We start from the raw sequence: 12,522 nt of genomic DNA, 5'->3' as shown, positions 1-12,522 counted from the left end.
CGCACACACCGTGAACTTGTACAACCGAGGACTTGCGACCGTATTCGCACCGACCTGCACAGGAGACAGCACGACCGTGGCGCTCACAGACGACATCCGCGCATTGACCCAGCCGGCCCACCCCGACGACTGGACCGAGGTGGACACCCGCGCGGTCGACACCGCCCGCGTGCTGGCCGCCGACGCGGTACAGAAATGCGGTAGCGGCCATCCGGGCACGGCGATGAGCCTTGCCCCGCTCGCCTACACCCTGTTCCAGCGCGTGATGCGCCACGATCCCGCGGATACCGGATGGGTCGGACGCGACCGATTCGTCCTCTCCTGCGGACACTCCAGCCTCACCCTCTACATCCAGCTGTACCTCGGTGGGTTCGGTCTCGAGTTGCCCGACATCGAGGCACTGCGAACCTGGGGCTCACTGACCCCGGGTCACCCCGAGTTCCGCCACACCAAGGGTGTGGAGATCACCACCGGGCCGCTCGGACAGGGCCTCGCGTCCGCGGTCGGCATGAGCATGGCGTCGCGCTACGAGCGCGGACTGTTCGACCCGGACGCCGCGCCCGGCGCCAGCCCGTTCGACCATTTCATCTACGCGATCGCCTCCGACGGCGACATCGAGGAGGGCGTCACCTCCGAGGCGTCGTCACTTGCCGGGACCCAACAGCTCGGCAACCTCATCGTGTTCTACGACCAGAACCAGATCTCGATCGAGGACGACACCGACATCGCGCTGTCCGAGGATGTGGCGAAGCGCTACGAGGCCTACGGCTGGCACGTGCAGACCGTCGAGGGCGGCGAGGACGTGGTGGCCATCGAGGCGGCGATCGCGGCCGCCAAGGCGGTGACCGACAAGCCGTCGATCATCTGTCTGCGCACGATCATCGGCTACCCGGCACCGACCAAGATGAACACCGGCGCCGCCCACGGATCGGCGCTCGGCGACGACGAGGTGGCCGAGACCAAGAAGATCCTCGGTTTCGACCCCGAGAAGAACTTCGACGTCTCCGACGAGGTGATCAACCACACCCGCACGCTTCTCGAGCGGGGCACCGCGGCCAAGGCCGAGTGGTCGAAGGGCTTCGACACCTGGGCGACGGCAAATCCTGAGACCAAGGCCCTCTTCGACCGTCTGCAGGCCCACGAACTGCCCGAGGGCTGGACCGACGCGCTGCCGTCCTGGACGCCCGGCGACAAAGCCGTCGCCACCCGCGCCGCATCGGGCAAGGTGCTCTCCGCATTGAGCCCCGTGCTGCCCGAACTGTGGGGCGGCTCGGCCGATCTCGCCGGCAGCAACAACACCACCATGGACGGCGCGGCATCGTTCGGGCCGACGTCGATCAGCACCAAGAAATGGTCCGCGAACCCCTACGGTCGCACGCTGCACTTCGGCATCCGCGAGCATGCGATGGGCTCGATCCTGTCGGGCATCGCGTTGCACGGACCGACCCGCGCGTACGGCGGCACCTTCCTCCAGTTCGCCGACTACATGCGCCCTGCGGTGCGCCTGGCGTCGCTGATGGAGATCGACCCGATCTACGTGTGGACCCACGACTCCATCGGCCTGGGCGAGGACGGCCCGACGCACCAGCCGGTCGAACATCTCGCCGCGCTGCGGGCGATCCCGCATCTCGATGTGGTCCGTCCCGCCGACGCGAATGAGACCGCCTTCGCCTGGCAGACACTGTTGGGCAGGCGCAACCATCCGGTCGGACTCGCCCTGACCCGGCAGAACGTGCCGATCCTCGAGGGCACCAGCGCCGCGGGCGTCGCCCAGGGCGGATACGTACTCAGTGATCCCGAGGGCGATCCCGAGGTGGTCATCATCGGGACCGGCTCCGAGGTCCAGTTCGCGGTCGAGGCCCAGAAGGTATTGAAGGACAAGGGCATCGCGGCGCGTGTCGTCTCCATGCCATGCGTCGAATGGTTCGACGAGCAGCCGCAGGGGTACCGCGACGCGGTGCTGCCGCCCACGGTCCCGCGCGTCTCGGTCGAGGCCGGCATCGCGATGCCGTGGTACCGAATCGTCGGGGCGGGCGGCGAGATCGTGTCGCTCGACCACTTCGGGGCATCCGCCGACTACCAGGTGCTCTACGAGCAGTTCGGCATCACCACCGAGGCGGTCATCGCCGCTGCGCAGCGAGCCGTCACCACATAGCCGAGGGCACAACACAATTGGCCGCGACCCGGCCATGAGTCAGAGGAGAGAATCGTGACCCAGAACGAAAAGCTCGCCGAGCTGTCCGCCGCCGGGGTATCGGTGTGGCTCGACGACCTGTCCCGTGACCTGATCAGCTCCGGCGACCTCGCCGGACTGACCGCCACCAAGTCGGTGGTCGGTGTGACCACCAACCCGTCGATCTTCCAGGCCGCGCTGTCCAAGGGCACCAGCTACGACGCCCAGGTGACCGAGCTCGCCGCGCGCGGGGCCGACGTGGACGCGACCATCCGCACCGTCACCACCGACGACGTCCGCAATGCATGTGACGTGCTGCACCCCGTCTACGAACAATCGGACGGGGTGGACGGGCGCGTATCCATCGAGGTCGATCCGCGACTGGCCCACGACACCGACGCCACCGTCGCCCAGGCCATCGAGCTGTGGAAGATCGTCGACCGGCCGAACCTGCTGATCAAGATCCCGGCCACCAAGGCGGGCCTGCCGGCCATCACCCGGACCCTGGCCGAGGGCATCAGTGTCAACGTGACCCTGATCTTCTCGGTGGAGCGCTACAAGGGCGTGATGGACGCCTACCTCGACGGGCTCGACGCCGCCGCGCAGGCCGGTCACGACCTGTCGACGATCCATTCGGTCGCGTCGTTCTTCGTCTCCCGCGTCGACACCGAGATCGACAAGCGTCTCGACGCGATCGGGACCCCCGCGGCCGACGAGCTGAAGGGCAAGGCCGCGCTGGCCAATGCCCGCCTGGCGTATCAGGCGTATCAGGAGGTCTTCGAGGTCGAGTCCCGATTCCCCGACCTGCTCGCCCAGGGCGCCCGACCTCAGCGTGCGCTGTGGGCCTCGACCGGCGTGAAGAACCCCGACTATCCCGACACCCTCTACGTCAGCGAGCTCGTCGCCCCCAACACGGTCAACACCATGCCGGGCAAGACGATGGACGCCTTCGCCGACCACGGCTGGGTGAACACCGGATCGATCATCGGTCTGGCGCAGGAGTCGCAGGAGGTCTTCGACAAGATCGCGGCTCTCGGCGTGGATGTCGCCGATGTTTTCGCGGTGCTCGAGGACGAGGGTGTCGGCAAGTTCGAGGACGCGTGGAACGAACTCCTCACCGCGACCGCCGAACAACTGGCTGCGGCGAAGGGCTGACCCGTTGCCCGCGAGCGGCTCGGCCTGGACCAATCCCCTCCGTGAACCCCGGGACAAGCGACTCCCCCGGATCGCGGGCCCCAGCAGCCTGATCATCTTCGGTGTCACCGGTGATCTCGCGCGCAAGAAGTTGATGCCTGCGGTCTACGACCTCGCCAATCGCGGTCTCCTGCCGCCGTCGTTCGCTCTGGTCGGCTTCGCCCGACGGGACTGGGACGACGAAGATTTCGCGAAGGTGGTGCACGATGCGGTCCGTGACCATGCGCGGACCGGCTTCCGCGAAGAGGTGTGGGAACGCCTCGCCGAGGGGTTCCGCTTCGTGTCCGGCTCCTTCGACGACGACGACGCGTTCGCCCGGCTCAAGGACACCCTGCACGGGCTCGACAAGGAACGTGGCACCGACGGCAACTACGCGTTCTACCTGTCGATCCCGCCCAAGGCGTTCCCGACCGTGTGCGAGCAGCTGCAGCGCAGCGGCCTCGCCACCGAGGAGGGCGACAGCTGGCGACGAGTCGTCATCGAGAAGCCGTTCGGGCATGACCTGGAGTCGGCCAAGGAGCTCAACGGGATCGTCAACAGCGTGTTCCCGGAGTCGTCGGTGTTCCGCATCGACCACTATCTGGGCAAGGAGACGGTCCAGAACATCCTGGCGCTACGCTTTGCCAACCAGCTGTTCGATCCGCTGTGGAGCTCCCACTACGTCGACCACGTGCAGATCACCATGGCCGAGGACATCGGCCTCGGCGGCCGGGCCGGATACTACGACGGGATCGGCGCCGCGCGTGACGTCATCCAGAATCATCTCCTACAGCTGATGGCACTCATCGCGATGGAGGAGCCGATCTCGTTCGAGCCCAAGCAACTCCAGGCCGAGAAGATCAAGGTGCTCGCCGCCACGCGCAACATCCTCCCGCACGACGAGAACACCGCGCGCGGTCAGTACGGACCGGGCTGGCAGGGCAGCCAGAAGGTGCCCGGCCTACTCGAGGAGGAGGGATTCTCCAAGAACTCGATCACCGAGACCTATGCGGCGATCGCACTCGAGGTCGACTCCCGCCGATGGGCCGGTGTCCCGTTCTACCTGCGCACCGGAAAGCGATTGGGCCGCAGGGTGACCGAGATCGCGCTGGTCTTCCGGCGTGCCCCGCACCTCCCGTTCGACAAGACGATGACCGAGGAACTCAGTCAGAACGTGCTCGTCATCCGGGTTCAGCCGGACGAGGGCATCACGCTGCGGTTCGGGTCCAAGGTCCCCGGCTCCAGCATGGAGGTCCGGGACGTCAACATGGACTTCAGTTACGGCACCGCATTCACCGAGGCGTCACCGGAGGCCTATGAGCGTCTGATCCTCGACGTGCTGCTGGGCGAGCCGTCACTCTTCCCGGTGAACGAAGAGGTCGAATTGTCGTGGAAGATCCTCGATCCGGTGATCGAGGCCTGGGTGTCGAGCGGCAAGCCCGACACCTACGAGTCGGGCACCTGGGGTCCGGCGTCGGCGGACGACATGATGTCCAGGGTCGGGCGAGCATGGCGACGCCCCTGATCATCGGATTGGATGGCGCACGATGATTGTCGAGTTACCGGACACCTCCACCAACGAGGTGGCCAAGAAGATCGTGGCCCTGCGTGAATCGGGCGGGGCGATCAGTCTCGGTCGCGTCCTCACGCTGGTCGTGTGTGCCGAGCACAACGAACCGACCGAGGGCGCGATCGAGGCGGCCATCGGGGCCAGCCGCGAGCATCCCAGCCGGGTGATCGTGGTCTCCCGTGGCGACCGCGATGCCGAGTCCCGGCTCGATGCGGAGATCCGCGTCGGCGGCGATGCGGGCGCCTCGGAGGTCGTAGTCCTGACCCTCGAAGGGGATCTCGCGGACCACCCGCGTTCGGTCGTCACTCCTTTCCTGCTCCCGGACACGCCGGTCGTCACGTGGTGGCCGGGCAACGCGCCGGAGGACCCCATCGCAGACCCGATGGGAACTCTGGGCCGCAGGCGCATCCTGGACGCATCCAGGTCCGACCACCCGGAATCGGTACTGGCCCGCCGCCTCGCCACCTACGCACCGGGTGACTCCGACCTCGCCTGGACGCAGATCACGCACTGGCGTGGACTGCTCGCCTCGGCGCTCGGCCGGCCGCCGCACACGCCGGTCCTCTCCGCAGAGGTCACCGGCCCGTTCGACTCCCCCGGTGTCGACCTGCTCGCGGGCTGGCTGCAGTCGGCATTGCAGGTGCCGACCCGGCGCCGGACCGGCAGCTTCGAGGTGCGGCTGGTGCGCGACGACGGACCGACCGTGCTCGCGATCGACGAGAACCGCAACGCCGTGCTGTCCCAGCCGGGCAAGCCGGACGGTCGCGTCGCGATGACGAGGCGGGATCTCCCCCAACTCCTCGTCGAGGAACTCCGTCGTCTCGACGTCGACGAGGTGTACGAGGAGGCACTGCGCGGCGTGGCCGATGTCGATTTCAGCGAGGTGGTGGCGTGATGATCCCGGAAACCCTGGTGTTCGACGACAAGAACGACCTCGTCGCGACGGCCGCGAACCGATTCGTCGACCTGGTGACGCGCGCGCAGACCGAACGCGGAGTCGCGTCCGTGGTCCTGACCGGCGGCAGCAACGGCATCGCGATCCTGCGTGCCCTGGCGGCGGACAGCGGCGACATCGACTGGTCGCGGGTGGAATTGTTCTGGGGCGACGACCGTTTCGTTCCCGCCGACGATCCGGAACGCAATCACGGGCAGGCGCGCGACGCCCTGCTCGACCACGTTCCGGTGGATCCGGATCGGATCCATCCCATGGCCGCATCCGACGGTGAGTTCGGCGACGACATCGAGGCGGCGGCTGCCGCCTATGCGACGGTGCTCGGACACGTGGGCACGGGCCAGGTGCCGCATTTCGACCTCCACCTGTTGGGCATGGGCGGAGAAGGCCACATCAATTCCCTCTTCCCACACACGGCGGCCACCGCGGAGACCGAGAAGACCGTTGTCGCCGTGGAGGAATCGCCGAAGCCTCCACCGCGACGGATCACCCTCACGCTGCCGGTGGTCAACCGCAGCAAGGCCGTCTGGTTCCTGGTTGCGGGCGACGACAAGGCCGAGGCCGTCGCCGCTGCCCACACCGGTGCGAGCGCCGCCGACTGGCCGTGCGCGGGAGCCCATGGCACCGATGAGACCGTCTGGTTCCTGGACCGGGCGGCGGCTGCGAACCTCTGAGCGTGCGACACCGCGCACGACGCAATACACCCGGACCGGGAGAAGAGCGAGGTCGAGCATGGCGTGGTGCCTGCCCCGTACCCTGAACCGTGTGTTGCCGAATGTGGATATCGAGGGTGAGGCACTGAGCCCGCGATGACCGAGACCGGTGGCACCGGGCCGCGACCACGCAGCATGTGGTGGCGGGAGGGCGCGATCACGGCGACGGCATTCGTGTTCTGCTTGCTCGGCGGTGTCGTGCAGGTCGACGACACGCTGTCACCGCCGTCCGCCGCCGCCTACGCCATCGCGGTGGTGTCCTGCGCCGTGTTGCCGATGCGGCACCGGGCGCCTTTTCCGGCCCTGGTGGCCACGACCGTGTGCGGCGTCCTGGTGCAGCCCTTGGGACTCCTGCTGAGCCCGCCCATCGTGGCCCCTGCCGTGATCACCGCCTATACCTACGCGTGCACCGCGCGCACCGAACGGCGCGCGGCAAGCGCGGTATCGCTCAGCGCCACGGTGCTGCTGGTCGCTTCCATCCCGTGGTCCGGGGGACTCTCCTGGCAGGACGCGAGCCGGATGGGGGCGGTGGCGGCGTTCCCGCTGATGGCCGGTGTTCTCGGCCACTCGGTTCAGAATCGACGGGCCTACCTGGCGGCCGTGGAGGAGCGTGCCCGACGGGCGGAGCAGAGCCGCGACACTGAGGCGCGGCGGCGAGTTGCCGAGGAACGCGTGCGCATCGCCCGGGAACTGCACGACCTGGTGGCCCATCAGATCACCCTGGCCAATGCGCAGGCCACGGTCGCCGCCCACCTCTTCGACGTCCGCCCGGAGCAGTCCCGCAAGAGCCTGGATCAGCTCGTCGAGACCACCGGTCATGCGCTCGACGAACTGCGGGCGACGGTCGGTCTGCTGCGTCAATCCGGAGATGCGGACGCGACCGCAGAACCGGCGCCCGGGCTCTTCCGACTTCCCTCACTCCTCGAGTCCTTCCGCCGCGCGGGTCTGGAGGTGTCGGTGCACGAGGAGGGCGCGGTCAGGCCGCTGTCACCGGCAGCCGACCTCACCGCCTACCGCATCATCCAGGAGGCCCTGACCAACGTGACCAAACACGCCGATACCGGGCGCGCCCAGGTCCGTCTCGTCTGGAACAGCGTTCGCGTGACGATCACCGTCACCGACGACGGAGGGGCTGCAGGTCCGGCGGCGCCCGCCGCCGGACCGGGTGCGCCGAGGGGGACGGTCCGCCCGCCCGGTTACGGTCTGATCGGGTTACGTGAACGTGCTACCGCGGTCGGGGGCCAACTCTCCGCAGGCACGCGCCCGGAGGGCGGCTTCCTCGTCTCTACACAGCTACCCCTCCCACCTGCCACGGATCCGACGGGGAGGACTGACGGAGCAACCACAACCGTCGAGGAGGGGGCGGGCGACGCAGTGGCCGGTGATCCGCCGTGACGCTCCGGGTGCTACTTGCCGACGATCAGGCCCTTCTGCGCGACGCCTTCCGCATGCTTCTCGACAGCGCCGACGACATCTCCGTGGTCGGCGAGGCCGGCGACGGCAGGGAGGCCGTGAGGCTGACCCGCGAGCTGCGCCCGGACGTGGTGATCATGGACATTCGGATGCCCGAGGTGGACGGTCTCGCCGCCACCGCGGAGATCTGTGCGGACGACGAACTACGTGCCACCCGCATCCTGATCCTCACCACCTACGAGACGGACGAGTACGTCGCTCAGGCGTTGCGTGCGGGGGCCGGTGGCTTCATCGGCAAGGGCATCGGGGCCGACGAACTGCTGGAAGCCGTGCGTACGATCGCCGACGGCGACACTCTTCTCTCCCCCGCCGCGACCCGCTCTCTGGTCGCCCGTTTCCTGGCCACTCCGGACGCCGCCCCGGCGTCCCACCCCGAACAGCTCGCCGCGCTCACACCGCGCGAACGCGAGATGGTGGCTCTGGTCGCAACCGGCCTGTCCAACCAAGATATCGCGACGCGGATGTTCGTCAGCCCCTTCACTGTTCGCACACACGTCCAGCGCGCCATGACAAAGCTGGAGGCTCGCGACCGGGCGCAACTCGTCGTCATCGCTTACCGGACGGGCCTTGTCCACGCCGCCCCCGACGGGGATACCGACCGCCGCTAGTCCGATATCCGGGGCAGCGCAAGGGCTGAGTGCGCCGGTCGTGCTGTCGCGGCAGGCATGCTGACGAGGTCACGCAGCATGGTGTTGCGTTGCTCCAGGGCTCGCGCTGTGGTCGGGAAGAGCGTCGCCTCACCGTTGTCGACCAGTGCCTGGTTCATGGTCACGAACTCGCGGAGGTGATATTCGTAGGCGGCGAAGGCCGCCGAGTGGTCCGGGTTCGTGGCCAGGGCGTCAGCCAGCATGTACGCACCGACCAACGCAAGGCTCGAGCCTTGCCCGGTGAGAAAAGAGGGCGCATAAGCGGCATCGCCGACAAGCGCAACGCGGCCACTGGACCAGCGCGGCATGCGGATCTGACCTGCCGTGTCAAAGAACAGGTCATCCGCGTCGCGCATCGCGCTGACCATGCCGGGGACTTCCCAACCCGCGTCGGCAAAGACCGTGGCGACCAGATCCCGTTGGGCATCGCTGTTCCGGTGGTCACCGAACGGCGGTTCCGGTCGATGAAAGTTCAGAAAAGCGTGCAGCTCGTCGTCGTTGTCCCCGACGGCGTAGAGGGCAGCTGCTTTCCCCGGGGTGTTCCACAACACGACCTCGCGGGAGAGTCCGAAGGTGTTCGGCATGGTGAAGATGGTGAAGCAGTAGCCGAGGTAGCGGTGGAACTCTGCTTCGGCGCCGAATACCGACTCCCGGGTATGTGAGTGCATGCCGTCGGCACCGATCACCAGGTCGACCGTGCGCCGTTGCCCGCTGTGGAAGGTGACATCGACGCCCTGTTCGGACTGGTCGAGGGTGTCGATCGAGTCGTCGAACAGGAATTCCACATGGTCGCGAATCATCGCATAGAGGATCGCGGCCAGATCACCGCGACGCACCTCGAGGTCCTGTCCTCCGACATCGTCGGAATCGGTGCGTGCGGCGATCGAGGCCACTTGCCCACCGTCCGCATCGAGGAATGTGAAGCGCCGCAAGTCGATGTGCGCGTCCTGCAGTTGCGGCAGTATCCCCATTCGTCGGACCACCTCGATCGCGGTCCCGCGGAGGTCGATCGGGTAGCCACCGCCGCGCAGTGTGCCTGCCTTTTCGACCACCGTGACCGCGAATCCGGACCGATGCAGCCAATATGCCAGCGCAGGCCCGGCGATACTGGCCCCGGAGATCAGAACCGTGCGCTTCGCGGTGGCGCCCACATCCATGGACTGACCGCTAGATGTCATGACTGGACTCCCTTTTCGTGATGCGGACAACGAGCAGTGCCGACGCGGCGATGAGGCCGGCGATGGCGAAACCTGTGACAAAGGACGATTCGGTCGGCCGGCCCATCGAGTCGGCCCCGGCCGCCAGGATCGCGCCGCCGACCTGGGCGCCCAGGGCGACACCGATCACCCGTGTCACCACGAGCAGGCTGGTGGCGATGCCGGTGTCCCGGGTCTCGACGGCGGTGGCGGTACCGGCAAGCAACGCCGTGGTGGCGACGCCCGCGGCGAACGCCGTCAGCATCTTCGCGAGGACGAGCTGCCACGCCGCCGAGTGCAGCGACACCAGGGCGAACATCGTTGCCACCGTGACAACGGCGCCCACGACGACCACGGCCCGCGGACCGAAGCGCCGCGCCGCGACCCCGCCGATCGAGTCGCTCACCGCCCCGGCGATGGCGCCGGGCAGCAGGAACAGTCCGATCGCGGTGGTGCCGGCAGCGAAGCCGTACCCGTCTGCCGAAACCGCGAACAGCTGCGGAAGCAGAAAGAGCACCATCCCCGAACTGGCGGTGATGACGAAGGTGAGCATGAACGCGTTCCGCATCGCAGGCTTTGCCAACATCCGCAGATCGACCATCGGCGAGGCTGCCCGACGCTCGACGACGACCCATCCGGTCGCGAGGGCGGCAACGACCACCGCGACGGCACCGACCGCTACCGGCGGGAGGTTGCCGCTCGTCACTGTCACGAGCCCGAGCATGAGCGCGAGCAACGAGCCGCTCAGTAAAGCCACGCCGGGCCAATCGATCCTGCTGTCCGATTCGATCGGCGGATCGTGCGGCATCAGCCGAGCCACGACCAGCGTCGCCGCGATGATCGCGATCGTCGGCAAGGCGAACATCCAATGCCAGGACAGTGCTTCGGCGATCGGCCCGGCAAGCAATGTCCCCACGATGCCACCGCCCGTGAACAGCGCGACGACCACCCCGATCGCCACCTGCGTCTCTCCTGTCCGGAGATGTTTGCGCACCAGGATGAAGGAGAGGGGCAGGGCACCCACCATGACACCTTGCAACACCTGCCCGAGCAACAACACCGGAAGGTTCGGCGCCAGGCCTGCCAACAGACCACCCGCCGACACCACGGCCATCAGCCAGACCAACACCCGCCTACCGCCGTACCGGTCGCCGAGTTTGCCTGCGACGGGTGCGACGACCGCACCGGTGATGAGCAATGTGTTGGCGATCAACGCCCCTTCGGCAGGACTGACCCCCAGCTCACGTTGCAGCAAGGGGAGCGCAGGCTCCACCACTGACTGCAAGGTGCCGAGGGCGAGTGCCAGGATGCCGAGGGCGCCGATCGACAGTTTGCCGATGCGGGCCGGCGAAACCAGGGTTTCGGACATGGACGTCCTTCTCATCGTTGGTGGCGAGCACGTCCTCAGGTGGGAGTTCGCTCGATTTCATGCGCCTCCAACACTCCCTTCCGACGCGCCGCCCGGCATCGTTCCGCGACACTGTCTTTCCACTGATGCAAGCGGACCAGCGATTGACCTGTCCTGGTGCCTCCGCACCACAGGCCGTGACACGACCACTCCCCCGGCCGACGGGGAAGGCTGCGCTCTCCGCATCAGGACATCGCGTACGACGTTGAAGAACTTGACAATCAGAGAATCCAGGTCGCTACCCGGTTCGGCCACCCGGTGCGGATCATCGGATCCAGCGCCACAACGCTGACCCGTGTCAGAAGAGAAGCCGCCGCACGCTTCTCGACGATCTCGAAATCGGCGGCTACTTCGACACCCGGTCGATCGGCACCACCACCGCGGACGAAGTGCACGGGGCGGGCTGGTTACCGGGTCGGGCAGCGTCCGCCGATCCTGAGCGCGCGACGTCGCGGCACCTTGGATCGACGGAATGCCGCGGGCCGCCGATGGCGTTGTCATCGACATGAGAGCGCTCTGGGTCCTGGCACACCCCGACTCCGAATCCCTCAGTGGCCACCTCCGTGACGTCGGAGTGCGTGCGCTGCGCGAAAATGGCTGGGAGGTAAGCCAGTCCGACCTCTACGCGATGAACTGGGACCCCGTTCTTCGCGACGAGGGCGGCAAAGACGTGGAGACCGAGCAGGCCAAGCTCTGTGCCGCCGATCTCGTCGTCCTCCAGTTCCCGCTCTGGTGGTACGGGATGCCCGCGATCATGAAGGGATGGGTGGACCGGGTCTTCGAACGCGGATTCGCCTACGACGTGATCGCGACGGAGACCGGCCGCGCCCGCAAATACGGTGACGGCGGACTCGTCGGGCGACGCGCACTGACGATCGTCACCGCGGGCGATCGCCCGGGGAGCCTCGGACCACGTGGGATCAGCGGAGACATCGAGGACGTGCTCTGGACCACGTTGCACGGGACACTCTGGTACAGCGGCATGGAGGCGCTGCGACCACATCTCGTCACCCGCGCCCGCGATGTCGACGAGTCGACGATCGGTGAGATCGAGGTCGATCTCACCGATCGTCTCGTCAGACTCCGCGACGAGGATCCGATTCCGTATCTCCCGCTCGACGAGCAGTACTACGACCATTCGATCCGCTTGCTACCCCACGTGTCCCCCGGCGCTTCCGACACCAGGGCCCACCGTCACCGGTGATCTCGACTCGGTT

Annotated in this window: 10 protein-coding genes; 8 read left to right on the top strand and 2 right to left on the bottom strand. The window is 67.4% G+C overall.

All coding sequences use genetic code 11. The annotated features are described in order from the left end of the window. Positions 1 to 76 precede the first annotated feature (76 nt). The 7 genes from tkt (at position 77) to OVA31_RS22490 (ending at position 8,662) form a co-directional block, all read left to right on the top strand. On the top strand, positions 77 to 2,155 hold the full coding sequence (tkt, locus tag OVA31_RS22520) for a transketolase (RefSeq protein ID WP_267628752.1): 2,079 nt from the start codon (positions 77 to 79) through the stop codon (positions 2,153 to 2,155). A gap of 54 nt (positions 2,156 to 2,209) precedes the next feature. Beyond that, positions 2,210 to 3,328 (top strand): transaldolase, encoded by a 1,119-nt coding sequence (tal, locus tag OVA31_RS22515; protein ID WP_267628751.1) that lies wholly within the window; start codon positions 2,210 to 2,212, stop codon positions 3,326 to 3,328. 4 nt (positions 3,329 to 3,332) lie between these two features. After that, positions 3,333 to 4,871, top strand: a complete 1,539-nt coding sequence (zwf, locus tag OVA31_RS22510) for a glucose-6-phosphate dehydrogenase (RefSeq protein WP_267628750.1) — start codon at positions 3,333 to 3,335, stop codon at positions 4,869 to 4,871. Positions 4,872 to 4,893: 22 nt separating this feature from the next. Continuing rightward, a complete protein-coding gene (locus OVA31_RS22505) occupies positions 4,894 to 5,811 on the top strand; it encodes a glucose-6-phosphate dehydrogenase assembly protein OpcA (RefSeq protein ID WP_267628749.1) in 918 nt (305 codons plus the stop codon). Continuing rightward, a complete protein-coding gene (gene pgl / locus OVA31_RS22500; RefSeq protein ID WP_267631660.1) occupies positions 5,811 to 6,542 on the top strand; it encodes a 6-phosphogluconolactonase in 732 nt (243 codons plus the stop codon). Before OVA31_RS22505 ends, pgl begins: the two co-directional genes overlap by 1 nt. 135 nt (positions 6,543 to 6,677) lie before the next feature. Next, a complete protein-coding gene (locus tag OVA31_RS22495) occupies positions 6,678 to 7,976 on the top strand; it encodes a sensor histidine kinase (RefSeq protein ID WP_267628748.1) in 1,299 nt (432 codons plus the stop codon). After that, a complete protein-coding gene (locus OVA31_RS22490) occupies positions 7,973 to 8,662 on the top strand; it encodes a response regulator transcription factor (protein WP_267628747.1) in 690 nt (229 codons plus the stop codon). Before OVA31_RS22495 ends, OVA31_RS22490 begins: the two co-directional genes overlap by 4 nt. Here the strand turns inward: OVA31_RS22490 and OVA31_RS22485 are convergent. After that, positions 8,659 to 9,879 (bottom strand): FAD-dependent monooxygenase, encoded by a 1,221-nt coding sequence (locus tag OVA31_RS22485; protein WP_267628746.1) that lies wholly within the window; start codon positions 9,877 to 9,879, stop codon positions 8,659 to 8,661. The genes OVA31_RS22490 and OVA31_RS22485 overlap by 4 nt on opposite strands. Beyond that, positions 9,869 to 11,266: an MFS transporter gene (locus OVA31_RS22480; RefSeq protein ID WP_267628745.1), complete on the bottom strand. Its 1,398-nt coding sequence runs from the start codon at positions 11,264 to 11,266 to the stop codon at positions 9,869 to 9,871. The genes OVA31_RS22485 and OVA31_RS22480 overlap by 11 nt, the downstream gene beginning before the upstream one ends. A 544-nt stretch (positions 11,267 to 11,810) precedes the next feature. On the opposite strand from OVA31_RS22480, the gene OVA31_RS22475 reads away from it, so the two are divergent. Continuing rightward, positions 11,811 to 12,509: an NAD(P)H-dependent oxidoreductase gene (locus OVA31_RS22475; protein WP_267628744.1), complete on the top strand. Its 699-nt coding sequence runs from the start codon at positions 11,811 to 11,813 to the stop codon at positions 12,507 to 12,509. Positions 12,510 to 12,522: the final 13 nt, after the last annotated feature.

Origin of the sequence: Gordonia sp. SL306 (genome assembly GCF_026625785.1) — a bacterium.
Lineage (GTDB): Bacteria > Actinomycetota > Actinomycetes > Mycobacteriales > Mycobacteriaceae > Gordonia.
Note: the sequence above shows the minus strand (reverse complement) of the source record. Positions and strands in the feature narration are given on the sequence as shown.

Excerpts from the sequence above, each read along its gene's own strand:
- OVA31_RS22495 (WP_267628748.1), top strand. The coding sequence starts at position 6,678 with ATGACCGAGACCGGTGGCACCGGGCCGCGACCACGCAGCATGTGGTGG.
- OVA31_RS22480 (WP_267628745.1), bottom strand. The coding sequence starts at position 11,266 with ATGTCCGAAACCCTGGTTTCGCCGGCCCGCATCGGCAAACTGTCGATC.
- OVA31_RS22475 (WP_267628744.1), top strand. The coding sequence starts at position 11,811 with ATGAGAGCGCTCTGGGTCCTGGCACACCCCGACTCCGAATCCCTCAGT.
- OVA31_RS22505 (WP_267628749.1), top strand. The coding sequence starts at position 4,894 with ATGATTGTCGAGTTACCGGACACCTCCACCAACGAGGTGGCCAAGAAG.
- pgl (WP_267631660.1), top strand. The coding sequence starts at position 5,811 with ATGATCCCGGAAACCCTGGTGTTCGACGACAAGAACGACCTCGTCGCG.
- OVA31_RS22485 (WP_267628746.1), bottom strand. The coding sequence starts at position 9,879 with ATGACATCTAGCGGTCAGTCCATGGATGTGGGCGCCACCGCGAAGCGC.